The organism is Pseudoalteromonas sp. SM9913, from assembly GCF_000184065.1.
In the GTDB taxonomy this organism is placed as follows: Bacteria; Pseudomonadota; Gammaproteobacteria; order Enterobacterales; family Alteromonadaceae; genus Pseudoalteromonas; species Pseudoalteromonas tetraodonis.
Genome location: NC_014803.1, coordinates 1855635 through 1879517, shown reverse-complemented (window position 1 = coordinate 1879517; position 23883 = coordinate 1855635). Strand labels below are relative to the sequence as shown.

Genomic DNA, 23883 nt, shown 5'->3' with positions numbered 1-23883 from the left:
ACGTTATCATTGTAAAACAATATGTAAAATCAAGCAGGTACTTAGCTCACGCTGACCAAGTTCGAGTTAATAACATCAACAAGGCAAGCAAGGACAAATTATGACACCTATGAAACCTTTAGCACTGGCAGTGGCTATGGTTGTTTTTTCACATCCGGCACATGCAGATACAGATCTTGATAAAGTAAAGCAGCAATTAAGCAGCTTACAAAAACAAGTGGAAATGCTGCAAAAGCAACTTGCAAAAGCAGAGCAAAAAAGTGAAAAGACAATCGAGCGCACCATTGAACAGAAAGAAGATATAGCTGAAGTTAAAGTAGCTAAACATGAACACAAGCCTCAGGGAATTAAAATTGGCGGTGCTGTTCGAACCAACTATAGCCACACCTCGTATGATGACGACAATAAAAATCGCGGCGGCGATTTTGACTTTGATATTTTTCGCTTAAATTTCTCAGGCGATGTGGGTGATGTAAAACTAAACGCTGAAATTCGTTTTTTTGATTACATGACAGCTGTTAAATACGCCTATGCTGCTTACGATTTTGCTGATGATTGGCAAGTTCAAGCAGGTATTACTCAGGTTCCTTTTGGTAACTGGCCTTACAATTCACATAACTACTTTTTCAGCACTAACTATTACGTAGGCCTTGAAGACGACCACGATTTAGGGGTGTTATTTAAGCGTAAAATTGCCGATAACTGGCAGCTTGATTTAGGCTTTTTCAAAAATGATGAATTAGGTGGTGTTGATGGTTATGTAGATAACCGCAGCGATCGCTACTCATACGATATTGTTGGTTTTAGAGAAGCTGGTGATGGTGTTTACGCTGAGCCGACCAATCCAATTGGCGAATATAATACGTTCTCAGGTCGTTACGGCTACCACATAGAGCATGAGGGTGGTAAAACTGAAATTGGTGTGTCAGCGCTTGCTGGTGGCTTGCATGATGGTGTTGACCGCGCAGGTGACTATAACGCATGGGCGCTTCACTTAAACAGTAATATGGGCCCTTGGAACTTGCAATTACAACATGGCGAATACAACTACGATATTGATAACGTAAACCGTATTGCTGTAGGCGCTTACTCGTTTTACGATAGCATGGCAGCGGAAGCAACTATGTCGAGTGCAAACGTAGCATACAGTGTGCCGGTGCAATGGGGTGCAGTAACAAACTTACAGTTTTATAATGACTACAGCGCTATTTACGACAAATCAGACAACAGCAAAGATACCTGGATGAACGTAACCGGTTTCTCGGTCGCTGCAGGTGGTTTATTTACGTACTTTGACTTAGTTCATGGTAAAAACATGCCGTTTGTTGGTGGGTCATTAGCGGGCGATAGCAGCGAAACTGAACGCCGCTTCAACATTAATATTGGCTATTACTTCTAATAAGCTAGTATTCAAAGCACACGTCTATATACTGGGCGTGTGCTGCTGTCGTTTTAAAAATTATTTTTACCCTACCAATTTCAGCACCTACAAATTGATAAATCTCTAATCAACTTCTAGTATAAAAGTTCAAATGGAATTAAATAAATAATCCATATAGCTTAGCTGGAGGCTAGACATCGATGTTTGTCGTTAATGAGCAGGTATTATCTGATGTAAACAAAAACTTTATTATTCCCCCAAAACCGCAAATTTTAGATGATCTTGATAGATTAGCACGTCAAAATGAGCCGTCTTTAATGGCTGCTGCAGATATAGTTGCTAAAGATGTGGCCATATCGTCTGCTATTTTAAAAATTGTTAATTCACCCGCTTACGGCTTAGTGCGAAGCATTGCTGACATAAAACAAGCCATCATGTTTTTAGGTTGGAATGGTATAGAAGCACTTATTCCTGCGCTTAAATTAAAGCAAATGTTTTTACAAAAAACATGTTGTATTAGTTTAGAGCGTTTTTGGGATAACGCGTCTGAAATTGCTAATGTAAACATGATTGTTGGGCAGCGAGTAAAAAATAAAATTCCAGTTGAATACTTATACACTCTCGGTTTATTTCATGATTGCGGCATAGTTCCGATGGCGATTAAATATGACGACTACGTCAATGTGCTGCATGGTTCAAATAGAAGCAGTAAAGAAAGTTTAGTTGATATTGAAGATCGTGTTTATGGCGCTAATCATGCCATTATCGGCTATTACTTAGCATCGAGTTGGCATTTACCAAGAGATATTTGCCAGCTTATTCTACGCCATCATGATTTAAGTTTACTTGAGGACACATCCGATCCTAATCAACAGCTCTGTTTTTGTGTGTTAAAGCTCTCTGAAAGCATAGTAAATAGTATTTTACGTGATGAAAAAATTAAAGATTGGGAGCGCCTTGAACCGTTTATACTTAAAAAGTTAAATATGTCTGAAGATGAATATATTGATTTACAAGAAGAAGTTATTGATTACTTAAATCAGTAAATAATCATGCCGGGTTTGCAGCCTAGTTAAACGAGCGGTTACTTGTCGCTTTTATTAAAACGAATATGCTCAGTTTAATTAGACTAAAGTCTATAGGTTAGTTTTTTTCACTTATTGGTTTGTTTTTAATCGTTTGTCGAGATTAAGTAAACACTCTAAAGTTTAGTTGTCGGCAACAAGCACGACTAACCAAATAGGAAACTAATCATGAAACGCTCACTTATCAAAACCATCGCTCTTGGCTCTTTATTAACTTGCTCAGCTGCTGTAATGGCTGATCAAAGTGACTACAAGTTAATGGTTATTGAAGAGGCTGCAACAGCCCCACAAGAATTCGAAGTTGCATTTAACAGTTGCGCATTAAATGTAAAATCAAAAAACTACAGCCAAGCTGAAGAAATTTGTTCAAAAGCAATTACATTATTACAGCAAAGTACAGGCCCGCGCTTTAAAGTACGTGAGCTGACTTCATTTGCTTTAAGTAACCGCGGTGTTGGCCGTTTAATGGCTAAAAACGAAACCGCAGCGTTATCTGACTTTTACGAAGCACAGCAAATATCAGGTAACGAGTTAGTGTCGCACAATTTAACACGTGCTAAGCAAGATCTTGCTCTATAAAATCTATTAGTGATTAAAAAAGCCCATGCTAATTTAGTTAGCATGGGCTTTTGCATTTATGTAGTTGGCTTATTTCATGTCTGTAAATTATTGTCGATTAAAAGTTGAGTCAATTTTTTTAATCCTTTACCTTTGTTGGTTATTTTCCATGCAAGGTATAAGTCTTGAATAGGACGTGGTTCAATGAGCTCCACAACATGAAGTTTTTTAGCTTTAATATGTTCAGCAATAAGGTTTACTGGTAAATAACCAATCCCGATTCCCGATAAAATAGCGGTAATTTTTTGTTTTACGGAGCTTACATAAAAACGTTGACTACCTTCGATTAAATTAGCTGACCACGGAATACTTTGTTTTGCAGAGTCATGAACTATCACTGTGGTGTATTGACCAAGCTCACTAGGCTTGATGGGTTTTTGCTCTTTTGCTAAAGGGTGGGTTGGGTGAACCACAAGTACATTTTGAATATCCGTTACTTTCACTGCTCTGATCCCTTTTTGAGCAGGCACGGGGGCGGGTGCACCAATCACTAAGTCAACATTGTCCTCTATTAACGCCTCCCATGTACCGCTCATGACCTCTTCTTTTACATCAATTTCAATGCTTTTATGTTCAATTAAAAATTGCTGCAAAGCAGCAAAAACATTTGTTACGTCAATAATTGAGTCAAAAGCAATCCGTATTCTAGGCTCCCAGCCATTAGCTATGGTTTGTGTTTGCTCCGATAAATTATTTATAGCATTGAGCACTTTACGCCCCTCGCTCAGTAAATGTTTACCTGCGGGGGTTAAAACTGCTCGCCGACCTTGGCGCTGAAATAAAGTTACATTTAATTGCTCTTCAAGTTTATTAACAATATACGACAGGGCTGATGGCACTTTATTAAGTTGTTCTGCAGCGGCTGCATAACTGCCACGATGCTCAATGGCGTCTAATACCAGTAAAGCTTCTATGCTAATAGGGGGTGTATTCATCATCATACCAAATATTAACTGTTCAAAATATTTGAACATATAAAGCAAATAATAGGAGTTATTTAATTTTAATTCAACTTATACAATAGCTGCATAATCAACAGAAACAATACAGGTAAACATTATGACGATTAAAAATATCACAGCTGCCATCACAAAAACTGAACAGTCTTTTGCAACACTACCATTAAGGCTTATTGCAGGATTAGTGTTTAGTGCTCATGGGGCACAAAAACTGTTTGCGTGGTTTGGTGGCTATGGCTTGGAAGGCACAGGGCAATGGATGGAGTCGATTGGCTTAGCACCGGGCTATTTAATGGCATTAATGGCGGGTGGCGCTGAATTTTTTGGTGGATTACTACTCATCGTTGGTTTGCTGGTGCGTCCTGCGAGTTTTTTACTGGCTATCACTATGGTGGTTGCTATTTTTACCGTACATATAGATAACGGCTTATTTATGAGCAACAACGGTTACGAGTTTGGTTTATCGTTGTTGGCAATTACCTTGGCCTTATTTATTCAAGGAGCTGGAAAGCTATCCCTTGATGGAAAAATTCATAACAGATTAAACCAATAAGCTGATCATATAACTGATTGAACTTTAAGCTGCCAATCTGCGTAAGGTTGGCACATTCTACATACTTAGGAGACGGACATGGGATTACTTGTTAACGGTGAATGGGTCGATAAATGGTACGACACCGAAAAAAGCGACGGTAAATTTGTACGTCAAGACAGCCGTTTTAGGGATACTATTTCATCTGCGCCACAAAGCAAATTTACCCCTGAGGCGGGGCGTTATCATTTATATGTATCGCTGGCGTGCCCATGGGCGCACAGAACGATTATTTTTCGTAAATTAAAGCAGCTCGAAGATATTATTTCTATGAGTATTGTTGAAGCGCCCATGATGGAAAACGGCTGGGAATTTGGCGAGCAGGGCGATCCACTTTATAACTTAGATTACGCCTATCAATTGTATTTAAAAGCCGATCCTAGTTATGAAGGGCGGGTTACTGTGCCGATTTTATGGGATAAAAAAACGCAAACTATTGTAAATAATGAATCAATAGAGATCATTCGTATGCTTAATAGTGCGTTTAATGAGCTCACTGGCAATACTGATGATTATTATCCAGAGCCACTTCGTGAAGAAATCGAAACCGTGAATAACCGTGTCTATAACACCATTAATAATGGCGTATATAAAGCCGGTTTTGCTACTACACAAGAAGCTTACAACGAGGCTTACACCGCACTATTTGATAGTTTAGACTGGCTAGAAGCGCGTTTAGCTAAGCAGCGCTATCTCGTTGGTGATGTTATTACAGAAGCTGATTGGCGTTTATTTACAACCCTTATTCGCTTTGATGCGGTGTATCACGGGCATTTTAAGTGTAACCGTCAAAAATTAAGCGAGTTTCACCATATTAGCAATTACGTTAACGAGCTTTACCAAGTACCGGGTGTTAAAGAAACAGTCGATTTAGAGTACACAAAGGTGCATTACTATGTAAGCCACTTAACGATTAATCCAACACAAATAGTACCGCTGGGTGCAAAGCATCATTTTGATGCTCCACACGACCGTGAACGTCCATATTAATTAATTAATGTTTATTCTTTTTGAGGAAAGACCATGATCAATCATTATCCAAAGAATAGTTTAGGCAGTGCCGATCACGGTTGGCTTAAATCTAAACATCATTTTAGTTTTGCACATTACTATAATCCGGCACGTATGGGCTTTGGTACATTACGCGTTGTTAATGATGATTGGGTTGCACCTGAAATGGGATTTGGAGCGCATCCACACAAAAATATGGAAATTATTAGTTTCATACGCAGTGGTGCCATTACTCATCAAGATAGTATGGGTAATAAAGGCATAACCGAGCAAGGTGAAGTGCAGGTAATGAGTGCAGGCACAGGCATTGTGCATTCTGAGTATAACCGTACGAATGAGCCACTTACTTTTTATCAAATTTGGATTCAAAGTAATAAACAAGATGTGCCGCCGCGTTGGGAAAGTAAAAAATTTCCGACCGACGTAGCTAACGAGCTTACGCTTTTAGTGTCGGGTTATGCAGAAGATGCGGGTAACACCTTATTTATCAATCAACAAGCACGTATTTATGGTGGAAAGCTTGCAAAAGGTACCACCATCACTCAGCGTATTGATCATCAAGCTTATGTACTTGCATCTGATGGTGTATTTACTGTAGATGACAAAAGCAGTGTAATTACCATGAACAAAGGGGATGGTGCTGAGGTCACTCATGCTGATTTTATCACGCTAACTGCAACAACAGAGTGTGAAATAATTATTATTGATACACTAGCCTAGGCTATTCGGCTTAGTTGGGTTTATCTTAATGGCGCAGTAAACACTGCGCCATTGTTTTACAAACATACAGCACTATACCTTAAAGCTATCTACTTGCGATTTCATTTGCTTGTAAAGCGCTGATACATTTTTTGACTGCAATGTTGTTTGCTCAGAGATTTGTTTCATTTGTGCTGACTGTTCTTTTAACGATACCAAATTTCTATTAATCTCGTTTGCTACATGGGATTGTTCTTGTGTTGCTTGTGCGGTTTCGGCCGACATTTGCTGCACTTTTTCAAAGGCGTGAGTTAGGTTGCTAAAAATACTAATAACGGCATCAAAATTACTGAGTGTGGCATTAGCATTTGTTTGACTGTTTTTAATAGAATCTGATGACGCTTTTACATTGTTATTTAAGCGTTGGATCATTGTATCTATTTCATCGGTGCTTTGTTGTGTGCGGGTGGCCAACGTTCTAACCTCATCAGCGACAACGGCAAACCCTCGGCCTTGCTCGCCAGCTCTGGCAGCCTCAATCGCGGCATTTAACGCTAATAAGTTAGTTTGTTCGGCAATATTTCTAATGACCTCAAGTACAGACGTAATATCGGTTGAGCTGCTTTCTAATTCAATAGAATTTGATAAAGCCGATTGAATATCATTGATTAAATCTTCAATTGCTTTACTCGATACATCAATGGCTTGAACTCCTTGCTGTACCTGCTCGCTAGAAATATCAGCTTCGTGGGCGGTATTTTTAGCCAGCTCAGCCATTTGCTGGTTTGCCATATCCATTTCATGACCAGCGCTTACAATAGAGTCAGACGCATTAGCAAGTTGCTGGGTCACGTCCATCGCGGTATCAGAGACATTATTAAGATCGCCGGTCACAGTACCTAGTTGAATGGATTGCTGCTGAATGTTTTTTATTATTTGCTGCAGGTGCGCTAAAAAGTTATCAAACTCATTACTCAGCTCACCGAGCTCGTCATGTGATGTAGTATTAATTCTTTGCGTTAAATCACCATCACCAGCGGCAATTTCTTGGATTCGTAGAGTAATATTATTTATATTGTCGGTGAGTTTTTTAGGGATGTAATAACCCACAGCTAAAGCAACAATAAAGGCAATAATAATGATAACAAACACAATTTTTTCAAAAAGTTGAATGCTAGCTTGCACTTCATGTTTTACTTTTCGGGCATAGGTTCGCGCTTCTTCGCCCGCTATATCAAGTATTTCTCTCAATTCATTAAAGCTTTTATCTGCTTGCGCTAAATTATCATCAATTAAGGCTATTTGATTAGCCGAACTTGAGTAAACTAACGCTTTTCCTTTCTCGTACCACTGTTGATAAAGTTGATCAAAATTAGCGTATTTTTGTGTCAGTTGTGGCTCATCAATTAAGTAGCTGCGGTAACTATTGAAGCGACGAATAACCTGAGCTGCATTTTCTTCAAATAGTTTTTGGTTTTGTGCCAATTCGCCATGTTGGTTTACAATTTTTTGTTTTGCTAGTCGAGCTTGGTATATATCTCTATCTGCATTGAGCACCTCGGCCATTGCTTCTACATAGCGACTTAATAACTCTGAGCCGACTTTATCTTGCTGCTGTTTATTGGTATGGATGCGAAGCTCTTCACCTGCTTGATCCATCATTTCTCGTATTTGTAAAAATTCAGATTCAGTTTGATTCAAATCACTTTGCATTTTACCTTGTGAGTGACTGGAATCCATTAACGTTTTACTGTGGTCTAGCCATTGATTGTATAAAGGCTCAAAACGAGAAAAAGAGTCATGTTTTGACAATAGTGCTTGTTCATCTTTTAAGTACGTTAAGTATTTGTTGAAGCGGTCTTTGACTTGTTCAGCGTTTTCTAAAAACTCTGCTTTATTGGTCTCATTATCGCCTGTGGCACTGAGTAGATTTTCCAGTGCAATACGTGCTTGGTATATGTCTCTGTCAGCATTTAAAATAACGGTAACGGCTTCAAAAAAGGTTTCGGTTTGCCTTTTCATCGCGTTGTCTTGTATGTAAGTAATTGATGCAATTGAAACAAGTAAACCTGCAAGGATCAGTGCTAAAAAAGCAATAGGTAAAATAACTTTGGTTCTAATTGAGTTAATTCGCATGTTTCAATCCTTGTTAAATCACTGTATGTAGAGTAAATATTAGTCACAATAGGGAGTTATGCCAAGGAAATGGATAAATTGATTGGTTGTTTTTTGTTCTACTTTAACGCGTTGAAAATTTTACCGCCAGATTTATTATCCTTACAGCGCGTATTACCTTAAAATAGCGTTAATTGGTTCATTTTTATAAAGGAATTCTGCTGTTAATGAATTCTATTTCCCCCAGCGTATTTGGCCGCCTGTTTACCCCACTCCTCGCTGTTGATATTAATCAACAAGGTTTAGTCATTAACAACAAAAAGCACACAGATACACTGAATTGGTGCGATTTAACCTCGCCTATTTGTTATGAATATGGGGTTTTTGGACAAACACTACGTTTTTCAACAAAGTCTAGGCAGTATCGAGTGTGGATGAGGGCTTATGGCAGTCACCGAATACTTAAAGCTAAGACGGATCAGCTATGGGTCAATAATAATATTGAACCATTAAATGAGCTGCTAGAAAATATTAACCAATTTGCACATCATCAATTTTTGCGTCAATCCTATGTGGCAGATATAAAACAGCGCGTTAAACAACAATACAACCGCTGGTTACCTTGGATAAAAAAGAGTGAGGCATTGGCAGTTGTTAGCACGCAAATAAAACGGCTCGAACAATATAGTCAGTGGAGCGATTCATTAACTCGCTTTTTACAGCATAAATACACACAGACCCAATTGCAGCGTTATGCTGGTTTTTTCGATAACGTTGAAGCAAACCCACTTACTGAAAAGCAAAGACGGGCATGCATTATCGATGACGATAATAACCTCGTATTAGCCGGTGCCGGCACAGGTAAAACCAGTGTAATGGTGGCGCGAGCGGGCTATTTAGTTAACAGTGAGCAAGCTAATTACGATGATATTTTATTACTCGCCTATGGTAAGCAAGCTGCCAGTGAAATGGACGAACGTATTAAAGCTAAGCTGAATACACAGGCTATAAAAACCGCTACTTTTCACAGCTTAGGTTTAACAATTATTAGTGAGGTTGAGAGAAAAACGCCTAAAATATCTAAACTTGCTGAAAACGAAAAAGCTAAAATAAAATGGGTTGAGGCATGTTTTGAATCACTTGCCAATGCTAAACCACAGTATGCTAAAGCATTGGTAAACTATATAAATAACAATCTTTATGACGCTAAAAGTGAGTTTGAATTTAGTGCTGCAAAGCCTAACCATATAGCGCTTCTAAAAGAGATAAAAACTGGCGGTTATTTAACCAAATTAGCAACTTTATTTAGTCAATTAATAAGTGTGTATAAAACAGCAAACAAAACCTTTGAAAGCGACTCAAAGCAGTTACAGCAGACTTGGAAACTATTAAAGCCATTATTAGCCAACTATAACCATTATTTACATACTCAAGGTGAAATAGACTTTGACGATATGATCCTCAAAGCTCTTGATTACGTCACTGCAGGGAAATTTGCTTCACCTTGGCGTTATATCATGGTTGATGAATTTCAAGATATATCGCCTACGCGTGCGGCGTTGGTTAAAGCGCTGCGCGATAGTAAGCCTAGAAGCTCTTTGTTTGTAGTAGGCGATGACTGGCAAGCTATTTACCGTTTTAGTGGTGCTGATATGCGCCTGACCACAGAATTTGCCGCACATTTTGGTTTTACCACACAAACCATACTGGATGTTACGTTTCGTTTTAATAATAAAATTAGTGAGGTTGCTTCATGTTTTATCATGAAAAACCCTGCCCAGTTAGCTAAGCAAATTAACTCGTTATCACAAGTGACAAAGCCCGCTATTAGCATATTAAAAACAGCGAATGTTGTCTCAAGCAAAAATACAAAAATAGCTGAGCTAAATAATGGGGCACTTGCCCATGTACTCGACACTATCAACAAAAATAAGCCCGCTGTTGTGTATTTACTGGCACGCTATCGCTTTCAGTTACCTACTAAAGCCGATATTAACGCCTTGCAGCACACCTTTTCTTCATTACAAATTGAGTGTGATACCTTTCATGGTTCAAAGGGTAAAGAAGCCGATTATGTAGTTATATTAGGTATGCATGGCGGGCAATTTGGATTTCCGAGCACTAAGCCATCGCCTGCAATGTTAGAAGCTCTGTTACCCGCTAAAGATTTGTATGCCCATAGCGAAGAGCGACGCTTATTTTATGTGGCGCTCACTCGTGCTAAACACAAGGTGTTTATCATAAGTGATGACAACAACCGCAGCTGTTTTGTTGACGAGCTCATAAACGAGTATCAAATTGAGCTAAAAGAGTTAAAAAACATAGCTATTAAAGTGGTAGCGCAGGTATAAACCGCTTAGTGGCAAACGAATAAGCTTAAGCGGTTTATCGCGTTAGTTAACCTGCAACAGGGGTGTTACCTGTGGGTATTTTTTTCATACTTTTTATGAGCATATAAATACAGGTGGTAATTAAACAACCACCTAAATAAATAAGCACACCATGGCTTGCATCAGAAAAATGCGTTGCCAACAACGGGCCTAATACAGAGCCAACACTGTAGCTGAGCAGCATTATTTCAGTGGCTGACACTATTTTTGCCATAGGTAAGGAGTCGCACGCTAAAGTAATCGCAATCGGATAAAGTGCAAAACTACACGCACCTAATACAAAGTAACTTACAACTAATCCGCCAAAGCTATGTGCGTTTAATATTCCCATTACGCTGGCAGCACCAACAAAACAAAAAATAGCCATAAGTAAGCTTTTTATAATACGGGTTGATAAATAACTCACTAAAGGTTGCACCAGCATACCACCTAAAATAATCACCGCCATAAGTAAGCCGGTATATTGGGCTTGATCAGTTTGCGCGGCTATATAAACAGGTAATAACCCGTAAATAGGGCCTAGTAATAATCCTGATACTAAACAGCCTAAAATAGCAGGGCGGCTGAGAGTTTTTAACTCTTTAAGTGGCAGCTTTTGTAATTGCTGAGCATTAGGTTGGCCTGTGGTAATTAATAATGGAGCTAAAATAGCCAACGCCAAAAGGGCCACGACAAATAAATACGGTACGGCACCTTCAGTGCCAAGCGGTGTGATTGCTAATTGCCCCACAGCGCTGCCACCATATAAAGAGGTCATATATAAACCTAAGCGTTTAGCTCGCGCCTTAGGTGTATTCGCCATTAACAACCACGACTCAACCACTACAAATACTCCCGCAACAGCAATACCAGCAACAAAGCGAGCAATTAACCACATTGTGGTTGTAGGGGAAATGATCTGTGCAATAACACTGATGATCAGCAACATTAAAAATGCGATAAATGCCATACGGTGGCCAATTTTTACTACCACACGCTCAATACACAGCGCGCCAATAAGTAAACCAAAATAAAAGACGCTGGCAAGCCAAGGCGCAAGATCAATACTTAACTTAAAAGCACTCAGTGATAACGGGATCAGGCTCATTAAAAAGCCCGAAGCAATAGCAAAAAAAGATAAACCAATAACAGGGGCTAAAGGATTATTTGATTTACTATTAGCGGCAAGTTCCACCATTAGATTATTCCGATAAAAAGGGTTTAAATAATTGCTGATTTAGGTGTGATAGTGGCGCGATTATTTGAAGCAGGTTAATTTGGCTGCGAATTTATGCTGCTTTTTATACCAAGTAAAGTGTTTTTTAATTGCTCAATCAAAATAATTTTTAAAATGTTTTTTTACGTAAACTAATCGCTTAATTGCAATCTGATTGTAGAAATAAGTTAGCGTTTTTGTTTTATATTTGTTGATTTTTTAAAGAGGGTGATAACGTAGTAATGGCGGGGTATAGTTAAAAAATAAAAGCCCATGTTGGGCTTTTATTGGTGTTTATTTTAGTGCATGGCAAGCGCAAGCTTATGGTACAAACCAATACCAACAATCACATTAAACGGAAACGTTACCCCTAAAGAGCTGAGCATAGCTAGGCCAATATCAGCCTTGGGAACGGCTGCTTTAATTGCCGCAGGGGCTGCAATATAAGACGCACTAGCCACTAAACTACCGAGTATCACCACCGAGCCTAATTCTAATTTTAATAGTGTGCCTACAGCCACGCCGATAGCACCTAAAAATAGCGGAGTAATAATCGCAAATGCAGCGAGTCTCCAATGCTGCCAAGGAAATGGGCGCAGAGTTTGCGCAGCCACTAAACCCATTTCAAGTAAAAACAATGCCAGTACTACTTTAAAACTACTGGTTAAAAGACTGGTTACTTGGCTGCCTTGCTGTGTGCCATACATCATTCCGATGATCACACCGCCTACCAATAAAATCACGCTTTTGTTAGTGAGTGTTTCGTGCCAAAGCGCTTTGAGCGACAGTGTATTACATTGGCTATGTTGTTTGTCGAGTTTACGATACAGCATTAAACCGACAATAATGGCAGGTAATTCGAGCATCACTAAATACAGTGTAACCTCAGCACCTACCTCTAATTTAGCTGACTCTGCATAAGCCAATGCAACTGCAAAGGTACCTGCGCTTACCGAGCCATAATGCGCAGCAATACTGGCGCTATTGGCCACACTGAGTCTAACAACATATTTTAAAATAGGGTAAAGAGTAAGGGGAATAAGACCACCGAGTAACATAACCGAGGCCATTTCAGGAAGAAGTTGCCAGCTTAAGTTACCATGCAGCACCATGCCACCTTTTAACCCTATGGTGAGCATTAACAATAGACTTAGCGTGTCATAAGTGGCTTTAGGTATCGCTAAATCAGAACGTAAAATCCCCGCCACTAATCCTAAAATAAAAAACATTACGACGATATCAGGCACACTGTTCTCCTTTTTGTTATTAGTTACTCAATTTGTTAAGCGGCGCTATTGTAAGCCTATCTATGTATAGTAAATAATAAAATGAATGATAGTATCTTATAGATAAAAATCTATGAGGTGAATAATGAACACAAGGCAGCTATCATTTAGGCTACTCGAAGTCTTTATGAGTGTAGTTAAAACCGGCTCCATTAGCGAAACAGCTCGGCAATTGCATTTAACCCAGCCTACCGTTTCTTTGCAAATTAAGCGCTTACAAGAAACCGTTAATGAGCCTTTAATTGTTATGCAACAGCAAAAATTACAGGTTACCGAGGCTGGCTTACAATTATTTAGAACTTGTGAGCAAGTGTTTGGGCACTTTGATGCTTACCAAGACTATTTAGCCGAGCTTAAAGGCGGGGAGCGCGGGCGCTGTAAAATTGCCATGGTAAACACTGCACAATATATTTTGCCTAAGTTACTTGGGCCTTACAGTAATGCCCATCCCCATGTAGAGCTGCCATTGGAAATTGGCAACCGCTCTGCAGTGTTAGCGCGTTTTGAGCGTGGAGAAGACGATATTTATGTGTTTAGCCACCCACCATCACTTGAACATGCCCAAGCTGCGCGTTTTTTACATAACCCCTTAGTTTTTATTGTGCCGCTTGATCATCCGCTTGCCGATGTAAAAGCATTAACATTAGCTGATTTAATGCCATATCGATTTTTATTAAGAGAGCCAGGCTCTGCTACGCGTATGCTTTTTGAAAGCGAATTACAAAGCCGTGGTTTAGTCCTTAGTGATAGTGTGCAAATGGCCAGTAACGAAGCCATACGAGTTGCTGTTTCCTCGGGAATGGGGATTGCTGTGCTTTCCCATCATGTATTACCAAAAGGCGATAACAGTTTTAAAGTGCTCAATGTAACCGACACCTGCTTAGCCAGCCATTGGTATTTTGTAGTGCGCACAGACAGGCATATTTCTCATGCTGCGCGCAGCTTTTTAAAATTTGCCCAGCTGAATTTAGAGCAATATCTCGATAAGCAATGGGTGCGTAATGAGCTAAATGGGCTTAATTTAAAATAAAGAGTTAAAGCGAAGCGAAAAAATATAAGTTGGTATTAAAGTTGCTGTAGTTATTCACATACAATTATCTAAGTGAAAATAGTTAAAGATAGATATTTTAACGCAAAAATGGATTTGAGCTGATGACATCAATAACCTTTAAAAATCAATATAGTACTTATGTTAGTACAATAAATAAACCGGCAAAAGCTGACGAAGTAGCGGCAACTTCTGGCCCTGCGGCAACAGCTAAAACCAGCGATAGCGAACAAACACAAATCGCAAGCGCTAAGCCACAAGACAAAAGCTTTTTAGAAAATGCGCAAGAGGCGCTTATCTATCAACGATTAGGAGTTGATAAAGAAAAAATTGCTGAGTTAAAAGCAGCAATCGAAGCATTGGCAGAAAAACTTCAAGAGCAAGGTGCTGATATAGACACCATTAAAGAGCAGCTTGCAGAGTTACAAAAAATGCTGGAGCAAGAATACGAAAAAGGCACTGATCGAATGGCCATGCAACCTACGCATGAAAAAGGCAAGCTTGTAACCGCGTTAGCTTAGATAACGACACGTTGCAAGCTCATTTACTTCTGATTTTAAATAGATTTTAAGAATTATGCACAAAGAGGGCGAAGAGACGCTGCGCTTTTAGAGCAGTGATCTAAAGCATACTTTTTATGGCTTCTCATTTTCTCCTCATTCAATTCTCTCAGTTCATACTGTTTTTTATGATCAATTTACAAAGAGGGCGAAGGGACGCTGTGCTTTTAAATTAAGTGGCTGAAATAAATAAATTTTTTACTCATTTATTCCTCATTCGCTTCTCTGTGTTCAAATAGGGTTGAGTAAATTATGCACAAAGAGTGCAAATAGACGCTGCGCTTTTAGAGGGGTGATCTAAACCATACTTTTTATGGCTTCTCATTTTATCCTCATTCATTTCTATCAGTTTAAATTATTTTTAAGTGATTAATACACAAAGAGAGCGAAGAGACGCTGCGCTTATAGAGCAGTGATCTAAACCATAACTTTCATCTGCAACCAAAAAACCAAGCTTGGGCATATAAAAAGTATCAACATGCCTACACTAAGCAAGTTGCCTTTAAAGAGATTAAAGTCATCAAAAATTCTCTGCCACTTATATTTAAATAAATACCTACCCACAAAAATATCTAAACTAAGCATTATTATTAGCCACATTAAGCCTAATTTAAAACAATCTAGGTAATTTGTAGGGGCAACCCATGGCAGGGCTAACCAAGCTATAGCAAAAATAATGGCGATGCCTGAGAGTAAACTAAGTGTTTTAGCGCGTCGTTGCCCATATAATCGATGCAGAACTCGCACCCGAATGTTGCCATTAATTATCTCGCCTAAAGCAAGTAATAAGCCTATGGCTAGAGCTTTTAATAACATGATGATTTCCTTATATTACAAGGGCCAACAGTTAAACATTTATTTTAAATAGTTTACATCAATACCCAATTAGAGAGCCATTAGTTAGCCTTTTAATTTATAACCATCGGTATTTGTTGTTATTGTGCGCACTTTTTTATAAGGTGAACTTTGCTTATAAAAATAACAACGGGATCAACCTATGAAAACTCTACAACAACAACTTGGCCAGTATGGCTTGTATCATCGTTCAAAGCGTAACGTATTAACTCACTTTTTTGGTATTCCACTGATTGTATTTGCTGCATTGTGCTTACTAGCGCGTGTTGAAATTCCTCTAGGGAGTTTTAATGTCGATGGGGCGCAGCTTTTTGTCCTTGCCAGTGTGGTTTACTATTTTATGCTGAGCTTTTCGCTAGGTTTAATCATGGGCATCATTTTTACTTTATTGTTAGTGGCAGCGCAGCCTATCGCCGCAATGCCCTTTACATCTTGGCTGACGATTGGTGTGGGTGTGTTTGTATTTGGCTGGGTGTTACAGTTTATTGGTCATTATTTTGAAGGCAAAAAGCCCGCCTTTGTTGATGATTTAGTGGGTTTAATTATTGGCCCTTTGTATGTCACCGCAGAGCTGTTATTTTTAATGGGTTTTTATAAAAATTTAGAACAGCAAGTTAATGAAATAGCGGGCCCAACTAAAGCATAATCAGTCAAAGACTATAAGGTAAACCATGGATTATAATAATAAAACAGTGTGGATCACCGGTGCATCATCAGGTATTGGTGAAGAGCTTGCAAAACAATTTGCAGAGCAAGGTGCGAAGGTTATTTTATCAGCGCGAAATATCGATAAACTCAACCAAGTAAAAGACGAGATAAAAGGCGAGGGGCATCGTGTTATTCCCCTTGATTTATCAAAGCCCGAAACTGTACTGCAGGATGTATCAGCGCAAATAGATAGCTTAGGCCCAATTGATATTTTAATAAATAATGGTGGCGTATCACAGCGTAGTTTATTTTTAGAAAATGACTTTAAAGTGTACCGCCAACTCATGGAAGTAAATTACTTTGGTTTAATTGCACTCACTAAAGCAGTGCTACCTTCAATGGTGGCGCGAAAAAGCGGCTCTGTAGTGGCTATTAGTAGCGTGGCAGGCAAAGTGGGCTCTAAGTTTAGAACGGGTTATTCAGGCAGTAAATACGCTGTAGTAGGCTTTATGGATTGCTTACGCGCCGAAGTCGCGCAGCACAATATACATTGCTTAACTATTTGCCCTGGCTCAATTAAAACAGCGATTGCCCATAATTCATTGAACGGGCAAGGAGAGGCACAAAACAAACCTGAGCCTTCAATAGAAAATGGTATGAATGTAAATGTAGCCGCATCGAAAATGCTCACCGCAATCTATAATAAAAAAGACGAAGTGGTAATAGGCCAAGGGTTAAGCGGTTGGGCACCGTTTATAAAACGGTTTTTCCCTAGTTTATTTAATCGATTAACCGCTAAGGTAGAATATAAATAACTAAGTACAGTACTTAAACACCAGCATTGAGCCCCTGAGCGCAATGCTGATTCGTGTAAAGTTAATAGCTATTTTTGTACTTTCCAAGGTGGGTTTAATCGATTTTCTCCAGCTTTGTAGAGTTTAATTTTATTGCCTGAAGGGTCTCTTAAAATCGCTTCTTTCCATAGATACCTTTGCTCTGTGGGTTGCTGTTCGAATACGATCCCCTTTTTGATCAACTGTTGGCACAATTGCTCAAGGTCATCGTTTTCAAAATAAATTACAGAATGATTTTCAAAAAATTCACTCTCTAGAGACAATGAAAATGTAGAGTCACCTTCAGGGCAACTAAAACGTGCATAATGAGGTGTGTCAACAATTTGGGTAAAGCCAAGTGAGCGATAAAAACTCACCGCTTCATTCATATCTTTGACTGGCAAAGTTACTTGATTCAGTTTCATGTAAACTCCCACTACAAAAAAATAGATAAATTTATGGCGATTTACTTTCGCCCTGGCTCATGTCCCTCATAACGAGGAAGCTGAGCATCTAAATCTTCCCAATTAGCTTTTGAGGTGATGAAATTGTGCGATATTGGTCGCTCTGTAATATCGCAGGTCAACGCGCCTAATCGAAGGCGATATCTTTGAGGAGATTGTGCATTAGCACTATAAATTGGTGCACCACAGGTTTTACAAAAGTACTTACGTTTACCTTCACTACTTTGGTAAAAGGTGAGGGTTCCGTTTTTGTCAGTTAACGTCAACTCGCTGGCATTAATAAACCCATTGGTAGCAAAGGCACTGCCACTGGCCTTACGGCAAAGCGAACAATGACAATGGATAATATCAGTAACATTACCATTAATTGAAAAATTGATTGAGCCACATAAACAACTACCTGTGTACATCTGTATTCCTTGGTTTATATAATTTGTTCGTTATATTGTATTCTTGCCAGTAAATTGTTGACGCTTTATGGCTTGATTACACCCCACTAAAAATGCTTTTCTCGTATCCACATAACCATTAGCGCTTAAATGGTTTGCTATTTCAAACAATTCATCAAGTCCTTGTCGTATTAGGTAAATAATTTCACTAATTAACTTTAATGTAAACAACTGATTATGCGAGAAATAAAATGGCTTTTGAGTGTCGCACTAATAGGGCTGTAATAACGTGATGGGGGAAATGCAAAGTGAACTTATAAGAAGTGTATCTAATTTTACTTAGTTGGATAAATGTTTATCGAAGTTATTTAGTCGGGGAAATACAAACCCCGCACTGTTAATGCGGGGGATAAGTTTAAACTTATTAGGTTTAATGTTTACTTGGCTTTTTTGGCTTCGAGCGCTTCTATTTCATTCCAAATTTTTTCAGCCTCGTCGGTTAACATAGCGTAGCTTTTTATATCGCCTTTTCTTTGCGCTTGCATGCCTTGTTCTAATTTTGCGTCGTATTCTTTACGTAATTTTTTGATTGGATCTGGCTTTAAAAATGAAAACATCAACACCCTCGTTGTTTATTAGCTAGTTACATTAACAATACGCAGTGAAGACGCAAAAAGTTTGCTGTTACTGTAATTAGCTTATTAAAAGATTATTGTGGGTCAAGGCGCATAATGCCTTGGCCGTCCAATCCTAAGTAAATAGTGCCATCATCACTTTGTGCTAGACTGCGAATACGACCAATGCCTTCCAGTAATTTACTTTGTTTAACGACATTGCCATCTGCTATTTCAAGTACGCTAATAAACGCGTATTTCATTGAAGCGAGTAAAAATTTTCCTTTAAGCTCAGGATACTTGTCACCTTTTACGAGCAGCATGTCTGAAGGAGCAATAGAGGGTGTCCATTGTAATGTGGGCGCTTGCATGCCTGATTTTTCGGTTAAATCGGTAAACGAGGTGCCACTGTAGTTAATACCATAGCTTACCACTGGCCAGCCGTAGTTAGTTTTAGGCTTAATCATATTAAGCTCATCGCCGCCACGGGGGCCGTGTTCGTGTGCCCAAAATACATTATTTTCACCATCGAACCACATGCCTTGTGGGTTACGATGCCCGTAAGACCAAATCGCTGGTTTTGCGTCTTTTTGGTTTACAAATGGGTTGTCGGTTGGAATTTTACCATCGTCGTGTAAACGATAAATTTTACCGCCATCGCGGCTTAAATCTTGTGGGTTAATATCTCGCGAGCCGCGATCGCCAATCGAAAAATACACATAATTTTGGTTATCAAACACAATACGGCTGCCGTAGTGCTGGCCTTTTTTAGAGTTATGCTCGCCTTTGTATAATTGTTGTTGCTCGCGTAATTGGCTGTGATCGTTACTTAATTTTGCGCGCATAAGTGCGGTGTTACTGCCAGCACCGTCACCTTCACTGCTTGAGTAAGTGATATACAGCCATTGATTATTAGCAAAATCAGGATGCAGCTCTAAATCAAGTAGGCCGCCTTGGCCGTTGGCATCAATTTTAGGTAGCCCAGAAATTTTAGTTAAGCTGGTGGTATTTTTACGCAATAAATATAAGGTGCCACTGCGCTCGGTTATTAATAAATCACCGTTTGGTAGAGCCTCAATAGCCCAGGGAATAGAAACCCCTTGGGCAACAGTGACCGGTTTTACATTAAGCGCTAATTTATCCAGTTCTTTAAAATCAACTGCATGAGCACTAAGGCTGGTAAGCGCCGAAAATGCCAATGCAAAACTGGCTGTGGCGAGTGTAGAAAATTTTTTACGCGTTGTTACTTTGTTCATAATGGCTTCCAAAATTAACTAAATTTTAACTACCTTAGCACGCTATTAATCACAGTGTTAAGTATTTGGGATGAATGAAATTGCACGCTATTTAACCGCTTTAATGTTGGTTTTTAGCTTAATGAGCTTGTTTATGTCCCTCAGGTGTTTAACTAACTTTACGGGTATAGGAATTAAAGACCGCTTTAAAAAAATTGAATAATTACTCTATTAGGGTTGAAATTTAAAAATTCGAGCGTACACTTGTGCGCTGAAAGTTGAGCTTACACGTGTAGGCTCAAATATTTAAAGCCTAGCACATGTGTTTGCGTGAATTCGCTTAACACAAAGTGATGGGTAGTCGATTTAAGTAGAGAATTAATAACCATGCTAACTTCGGTATTAGACCAATTTTCAAAATGGTTTTTACACCATCAAAGCTTTGCCGCTTACATAGAGCCTTTAATACAGGTCGTTAAACCTGCATGGCGAGCCGGCTTTTTTCGTGCGCAAATTATTGATGTACACGCGTTGAGTGGTCAGTTTTTAAGTGTAACGCTTAAACCCAATAAACAGTGGCGCGCCCACATTGCGGGCCAGCATATTAGTTTAACGCTTGAGCTCAACGGGCGTTTGCTTACCCGTGTATTTACGCTTGCTTGCAGCCCCGCGCAATACAAAGCAACCGGATTGCTGCGAGTTTTAATTAAAACCAATGAGCAAGGACGTTTTACAGCTCAGTTGCAAAGCACATTAAAGGCGCCGTCGTGGTGTAATATTTCTGCGCCAAGTGGCGACTTTGTATTTAAAAGCTGGCATAAAGCCAGCACCTTTGTTGCTGGTGGCTCGGGTATTACACCTATGCTGGCAATGCTTAGCCAGCAATTAGCAAATACTCAGCACACTATCAAATTACTGTATTTTGCAAAAGCTAATGAGCACCAATGCGTTGAAGAACTTGCCGCATTAGCAGAGCGTTATGCGCATTTTTCTTACTTGTTACTCACTCGCGATATGAGCCCGCAATTAACTACGCATATAAACATCGATGACAATCCTGATATTTACTGCTGTGGGCCAGCAGCGTTTATGCAAAAAATTGCACATTTTGCAAACCAGCATCATTTAACCTATTACCAAGAAGCCTTTAGCCTTGCATTGCCAAGCTTAAATGATGACAGTCAATTTACTGTAAAAATTAATAATGATCACCACGACGTAGCAGCGAATGAGGTGTTGTTAACTCAGTTTGAGGCAAAAAAACTACCTGTGCAGCGAGGGTGTGGGATTGGTATTTGTCATCAATGCCAGTGCATTAAAAAAACGGGCGTGGTGCGCAATTTAAAAACCGGTGAGTTATCAGATAACGGCGAGCAGTTAATTCAACTGTGTGTTAGCCAAGCGGTCAGTGATTTGGAGTTACAGCTATGACAACCATAAATTATCAACAATTAGCCGAAGATTTAGATGGCATAAAAATGTCGACGCTTGCCAAAGTAGGGCAAAAGGATGCTAATTATATACGCTCTATTGTCCGCAAGCAGCGACTGTGCGAAATAGGTGGGCGCATTTTATTAATGCTTGGTTTTATTCAGCCCTTACTTTGGGTGGCGGGTGTGTTATTACTGGCTTTGGCTAAAATTCTCGACAACATGGAAATTGGCCACAATGTAATGCATGGTCAATACGATTGGATGAACGACAAACAGCTTAATTCAAAAACATACGAGTGGGATATAGCCTGCGACGGCCAAAGTTGGAACCGAGTACACAATTTTGAGCACCATACTTACACTAATATTATTGGCAAAGACCGCGATTTTGGTTATGGCTTATTAAGATTAAGTAGTGACTTTAAATGGCGTTTAAAAAATACTTGGCAGTTTATTACCTATTTAAATTTAAGTGTGCTATTTCAGTGGGGCGTGTCGTACCATGAGCTGGCGGGTGAGCGTGTGTTTATAGGTAAAAAGAAGCCAAACCGCGAAGGGGCTGTAGCGCATAGTACGTTAAAAAAACGCTTTTTTAGTAAAGGGGCGCGCCAATTAATTAAAGACTATGTGCTGTTTCCACTTTTAGCGGGGCCTCTGTTTTTATGGGTGCTAAGCGGTAACTTATTGGCGAACCTAATTCGTAATTTATGGACATCAACCATTATTTTTTGTGGCCATTTTACCGAGCAAACGCATACCTTTTACGAGCAAGATTGTGAAAACGAAAGCCAAGGTCAGTGGTATTATCGCCAAGCGCTTGGGTCGTCAAACATTAAAGGGGCGCGTTGGTTTCATATTTTAACGGGGCATTTAAGTTTTCAAATTGAACACCATTTATTTCCAGACTTGCCATCGTCACGCTACCAAGAAATAGCACCACAAGTGCAAGCTGCTTTACAAAAGCAGGGCATTGCATACAACACCGGCGGTTTTTTTCACCAATATACCTCAGTGTTAAAACGTATATTTCGTTATTCATTTAAATAGAGGTTAATAAAATAGCCGCTACTATAATGTACGCATTAAATAATCAGCTAACCTTAAATTGTTAGCTGATTATTGCATTAAAGAGTTAGCAAGTGCTTTTTTGATTAAATAATCATCAGTACATGCAAAAAATTCGTCTAATTAATTTAAAAACAGCCTGTTTTGCTATGGTTAAATAGTAGCGGGTTGTCATACAATGGAGAAAAATAGACCACACAAGAGAGAATAAAAATGGCCGCATTTGGTACTGTGTTTATGCCGCAGATGATTCAAGCTAAGTTTTCTGACAATCAGTGGGGCGAAAGCTCAATTGTTCCTTGCGATAAGCTTGAGTTGCATGCAGGTGCACACGTTCTTCATTATTCAAGTACATGTTTTGAAGGTTTAAAAGCCTTTCGCCATGAAGATGGTTCGGTAAATATTTTTAGAATGGATGCAAATATTGCGCGTATGCAGCAAAGTTCTGAATTATTAAGTTTACCAGCGGTTGATGGCGAGATGCTAAAAACAATGATCATCAATATTGTTCGTGAATACGCCGATGAAACGCCGCTTCCTCCTGGTTCTATGTATATTCGCCCAACCCACATTGGTACGGAAGCTGCCATTGGCAAAGCGGCTGCGCCTTCAATGAGTTCATTGCTTTATACGTTATTATCGCCAGTGGGTGACTACTTTTCAGGTGGTGCTACCGCGTTACGTGTTTTATTAGAAGAAGACGGCATGCGCTGTGCCCCGCATATGGGTATGATTAAAAGTGGTGGCAACTACGCCAGTGCATTAGGGCCAATATCAGCAGCGCGCACTAAATATAAAGCCGACCAAATTTTATTTTGCCCAGGTGGCGATGTGCAAGAAACCGGCGCGGCCAACTTCATATTAATTGATGGCAACGAAATCATTACTAAAGCACTCGACAGCACCTTTTTACATGGTGTTACCCGTAATAGTATTTTAACCATTGCGAAAGATTTAGGAATGACGGTAAGCGAGCGTAACTTTACCGTAACTGAGCTTTTAGAGCGTGCAGCAAAACCAGGCACTGAAGCAGCACTTTCAGGCACTGCAGCAGTATTAACACCAGTAGGTACGTTTATCCATAACGATAAAGAATACAAAGTGGGTAATGGTGAACCAGGACCAACAACAGCACGTTTACGTCAAGCATTGAACGATATTCAATGGGGTAAAAGTGAAGATACACACGGTTGGTTAACTAAAATCTAATCGGGTTCTAGGGTCTGTTGACCTTTGCGGATTAAAATTTGTTCAAACTAGGGGCGGTTTAATCGCGGCGCGAGGTTTGTAACCTAGTGGGCTAAGTAAAAACCGAGCAACAAAGAGTAAATCGTCCCTAGGCAGAACCCTTCGGGCAGCGCCTGTTTGGCATTGATGCTGCGTTATCGCCTATTTATGGGGAATAACC

Annotated in this window: 23 protein-coding genes; 14 read left to right on the top strand and 9 right to left on the bottom strand. The window is 39.5% G+C overall.

Annotated features, from left to right (window positions below):
* Positions 1-100 precede the first annotated feature (100 nt).
* From PSM_RS08585 to PSM_RS08575, 3 genes are all read left to right on the top strand, one after another.
* A complete protein-coding gene (locus PSM_RS08585) occupies positions 101-1399 on the top strand; it encodes a porin (protein ID WP_013465127.1) in 1299 nt (432 codons plus the stop codon).
* Positions 1400-1581: 182 nt separating this feature from the next.
* Positions 1582-2427: an HDOD domain-containing protein gene (locus tag PSM_RS08580; protein WP_013465126.1), complete on the top strand. Its 846-nt coding sequence runs from the start codon at positions 1582-1584 to the stop codon at positions 2425-2427.
* A 207-nt stretch (positions 2428-2634) separates the two neighbouring features.
* Complete coding sequence (locus PSM_RS08575) at positions 2635-3045, top strand: hypothetical protein (protein ID WP_013465125.1); 411 nt, start codon at positions 2635-2637, stop codon at positions 3043-3045.
* 74 nt (positions 3046-3119) lie between these two features.
* Here PSM_RS08575 and PSM_RS08570 read toward each other — a convergent pair whose 3' ends face one another.
* Entirely contained in the window at positions 3120-4019 is a 900-nt protein-coding gene (locus tag PSM_RS08570; RefSeq protein ID WP_013465124.1) for a LysR substrate-binding domain-containing protein, read from the bottom strand.
* A 124-nt stretch (positions 4020-4143) separates the two neighbouring features.
* Here PSM_RS08570 and PSM_RS08565 point away from each other — a divergent pair, with 124 nt between their 5' ends.
* From PSM_RS08565 to PSM_RS08555, 3 genes are all read left to right on the top strand, one after another.
* Positions 4144-4596 carry a DoxX family protein gene (locus tag PSM_RS08565; protein ID WP_013465123.1) on the top strand — a complete coding sequence of 151 codons (453 nt, stop codon included), beginning with the start codon at positions 4144-4146 and terminating at the stop codon, positions 4594-4596.
* A gap of 78 nt (positions 4597-4674) precedes the next feature.
* A complete protein-coding gene (locus PSM_RS08560; RefSeq protein WP_013465122.1) occupies positions 4675-5625 on the top strand; it encodes a glutathione S-transferase family protein in 951 nt (316 codons plus the stop codon).
* Between the two features lie 33 nt (positions 5626-5658).
* Complete coding sequence (locus PSM_RS08555; protein ID WP_013465121.1) at positions 5659-6366, top strand: pirin family protein; 708 nt, start codon at positions 5659-5661, stop codon at positions 6364-6366.
* Between the two features lie 72 nt (positions 6367-6438).
* Here PSM_RS08555 and PSM_RS08550 read toward each other — a convergent pair whose 3' ends face one another.
* A complete protein-coding gene (locus PSM_RS08550; protein ID WP_013465120.1) occupies positions 6439-8481 on the bottom strand; it encodes a methyl-accepting chemotaxis protein in 2043 nt (680 codons plus the stop codon).
* A gap of 206 nt (positions 8482-8687) precedes the next feature.
* On the opposite strand from PSM_RS08550, the gene helD reads away from it, so the two are divergent.
* Complete coding sequence (gene helD, locus PSM_RS08545; protein WP_013465119.1) at positions 8688-10811, top strand: DNA helicase IV; 2124 nt, start codon at positions 8688-8690, stop codon at positions 10809-10811.
* A 46-nt stretch (positions 10812-10857) separates the two neighbouring features.
* On the opposite strand, the gene PSM_RS08540 is transcribed toward helD, so the two are convergent.
* Both PSM_RS08540 and PSM_RS08535 read right to left on the bottom strand, forming a co-directional pair.
* Complete coding sequence (locus PSM_RS08540; protein WP_013465118.1) at positions 10858-12027, bottom strand: MFS transporter; 1170 nt, start codon at positions 12025-12027, stop codon at positions 10858-10860.
* A gap of 317 nt (positions 12028-12344) precedes the next feature.
* Entirely contained in the window at positions 12345-13292 is a 948-nt protein-coding gene (locus PSM_RS08535) for a sodium-dependent bicarbonate transport family permease (protein ID WP_013465117.1), read from the bottom strand.
* 124 nt (positions 13293-13416) lie between these two features.
* Here PSM_RS08535 and PSM_RS08530 point away from each other — a divergent pair, with 124 nt between their 5' ends.
* Both PSM_RS08530 and PSM_RS08525 read left to right on the top strand, forming a co-directional pair.
* Complete coding sequence (locus PSM_RS08530; protein ID WP_013465116.1) at positions 13417-14361, top strand: LysR family transcriptional regulator; 945 nt, start codon at positions 13417-13419, stop codon at positions 14359-14361.
* 122 nt (positions 14362-14483) lie between these two features.
* Complete coding sequence (locus PSM_RS08525) at positions 14484-14900, top strand: hypothetical protein (RefSeq protein ID WP_013465115.1); 417 nt, start codon at positions 14484-14486, stop codon at positions 14898-14900.
* A 456-nt stretch (positions 14901-15356) separates the two neighbouring features.
* Here PSM_RS08525 and PSM_RS08520 read toward each other — a convergent pair whose 3' ends face one another.
* The gene (locus PSM_RS08520; protein WP_013465114.1) at positions 15357-15755 is read right to left on the bottom strand and encodes a hypothetical protein; all 399 of its coding nucleotides are present in this window, start codon (positions 15753-15755) and stop codon (positions 15357-15359) included.
* A gap of 181 nt (positions 15756-15936) precedes the next feature.
* Between PSM_RS08520 and PSM_RS08515 the strand changes: the two genes are divergently transcribed.
* On the top strand, positions 15937-16440 hold the full coding sequence (locus PSM_RS08515; protein WP_013465113.1) for an Mpo1 family 2-hydroxy fatty acid dioxygenase: 504 nt from the start codon (positions 15937-15939) through the stop codon (positions 16438-16440).
* Between the two features lie 25 nt (positions 16441-16465).
* Positions 16466-17257, top strand: a complete 792-nt coding sequence (locus PSM_RS08510; protein ID WP_013465112.1) for an SDR family oxidoreductase — start codon at positions 16466-16468, stop codon at positions 17255-17257.
* 68 nt (positions 17258-17325) lie between these two features.
* On the opposite strand, the gene PSM_RS08505 is transcribed toward PSM_RS08510, so the two are convergent.
* From PSM_RS08505 to PSM_RS08490, 4 genes are all read right to left on the bottom strand, one after another.
* Complete coding sequence (locus tag PSM_RS08505; RefSeq protein ID WP_013465111.1) at positions 17326-17700, bottom strand: VOC family protein; 375 nt, start codon at positions 17698-17700, stop codon at positions 17326-17328.
* 41 nt (positions 17701-17741) lie between these two features.
* On the bottom strand, positions 17742-18149 hold the full coding sequence (locus PSM_RS08500) for a GFA family protein (protein WP_013465110.1): 408 nt from the start codon (positions 18147-18149) through the stop codon (positions 17742-17744).
* A 416-nt stretch (positions 18150-18565) separates the two neighbouring features.
* The gene (locus PSM_RS08495) at positions 18566-18745 is read right to left on the bottom strand and encodes a DUF6435 family protein (protein WP_010390276.1); all 180 of its coding nucleotides are present in this window, start codon (positions 18743-18745) and stop codon (positions 18566-18568) included.
* A 92-nt stretch (positions 18746-18837) separates the two neighbouring features.
* Positions 18838-19998 (bottom strand): PQQ-dependent sugar dehydrogenase, encoded by a 1161-nt coding sequence (locus PSM_RS08490; protein ID WP_013465108.1) that lies wholly within the window; start codon positions 19996-19998, stop codon positions 18838-18840.
* A gap of 366 nt (positions 19999-20364) precedes the next feature.
* Here PSM_RS08490 and PSM_RS08485 point away from each other — a divergent pair, with 366 nt between their 5' ends.
* From PSM_RS08485 to PSM_RS08475, 3 genes are all read left to right on the top strand, one after another.
* Positions 20365-21408 carry a flavin reductase family protein gene (locus PSM_RS08485; protein ID WP_013465106.1) on the top strand — a complete coding sequence of 348 codons (1044 nt, stop codon included), beginning with the start codon at positions 20365-20367 and terminating at the stop codon, positions 21406-21408.
* On the top strand, positions 21405-22457 hold the full coding sequence (locus tag PSM_RS08480) for a fatty acid desaturase family protein (RefSeq protein WP_013465105.1): 1053 nt from the start codon (positions 21405-21407) through the stop codon (positions 22455-22457). The genes PSM_RS08485 and PSM_RS08480 overlap by 4 nt, the downstream gene beginning before the upstream one ends.
* Positions 22458-22682: 225 nt before the next feature.
* The gene (locus PSM_RS08475; RefSeq protein ID WP_290208050.1) at positions 22683-23684 is read left to right on the top strand and encodes a branched-chain amino acid aminotransferase; all 1002 of its coding nucleotides are present in this window, start codon (positions 22683-22685) and stop codon (positions 23682-23684) included.
* Positions 23685-23883 lie beyond the last annotated feature (199 nt).

Coding starts and splice junctions, on each gene's coding strand:
- PSM_RS08585 (WP_013465127.1), top strand. CDS start 101: ATGACACCTATGAAACCTTTAGCACTGGCAGTGGCTATGGTTGTTTTT.
- PSM_RS08580 (WP_013465126.1), top strand. CDS start 1,582: ATGTTTGTCGTTAATGAGCAGGTATTATCTGATGTAAACAAAAACTTT.
- PSM_RS08575 (WP_013465125.1), top strand. CDS start 2,635: ATGAAACGCTCACTTATCAAAACCATCGCTCTTGGCTCTTTATTAACT.
- PSM_RS08570 (WP_013465124.1), bottom strand. CDS start 4,019: ATGAATACACCCCCTATTAGCATAGAAGCTTTACTGGTATTAGACGCC.
- PSM_RS08565 (WP_013465123.1), top strand. CDS start 4,144: ATGACGATTAAAAATATCACAGCTGCCATCACAAAAACTGAACAGTCT.
- PSM_RS08560 (WP_013465122.1), top strand. CDS start 4,675: ATGGGATTACTTGTTAACGGTGAATGGGTCGATAAATGGTACGACACC.
- PSM_RS08555 (WP_013465121.1), top strand. CDS start 5,659: ATGATCAATCATTATCCAAAGAATAGTTTAGGCAGTGCCGATCACGGT.
- PSM_RS08550 (WP_013465120.1), bottom strand. CDS start 8,481: ATGCGAATTAACTCAATTAGAACCAAAGTTATTTTACCTATTGCTTTT.
- helD (WP_013465119.1), top strand. CDS start 8,688: ATGAATTCTATTTCCCCCAGCGTATTTGGCCGCCTGTTTACCCCACTC.
- PSM_RS08540 (WP_013465118.1), bottom strand. CDS start 12,027: ATGGTGGAACTTGCCGCTAATAGTAAATCAAATAATCCTTTAGCCCCT.
- PSM_RS08530 (WP_013465116.1), top strand. CDS start 13,417: ATGAACACAAGGCAGCTATCATTTAGGCTACTCGAAGTCTTTATGAGT.
- PSM_RS08525 (WP_013465115.1), top strand. CDS start 14,484: ATGACATCAATAACCTTTAAAAATCAATATAGTACTTATGTTAGTACA.
- PSM_RS08520 (WP_013465114.1), bottom strand. CDS start 15,755: ATGTTATTAAAAGCTCTAGCCATAGGCTTATTACTTGCTTTAGGCGAG.
- PSM_RS08515 (WP_013465113.1), top strand. CDS start 15,937: ATGAAAACTCTACAACAACAACTTGGCCAGTATGGCTTGTATCATCGT.
- PSM_RS08510 (WP_013465112.1), top strand. CDS start 16,466: ATGGATTATAATAATAAAACAGTGTGGATCACCGGTGCATCATCAGGT.
- PSM_RS08505 (WP_013465111.1), bottom strand. CDS start 17,700: ATGAAACTGAATCAAGTAACTTTGCCAGTCAAAGATATGAATGAAGCG.
- PSM_RS08500 (WP_013465110.1), bottom strand. CDS start 18,149: ATGTACACAGGTAGTTGTTTATGTGGCTCAATCAATTTTTCAATTAAT.
- PSM_RS08495 (WP_010390276.1), bottom strand. CDS start 18,745: ATGTTTTCATTTTTAAAGCCAGATCCAATCAAAAAATTACGTAAAGAA.
- PSM_RS08490 (WP_013465108.1), bottom strand. CDS start 19,998: ATGAACAAAGTAACAACGCGTAAAAAATTTTCTACACTCGCCACAGCC.
- PSM_RS08485 (WP_013465106.1), top strand. CDS start 20,365: ATGCTAACTTCGGTATTAGACCAATTTTCAAAATGGTTTTTACACCAT.
- PSM_RS08480 (WP_013465105.1), top strand. CDS start 21,405: ATGACAACCATAAATTATCAACAATTAGCCGAAGATTTAGATGGCATA.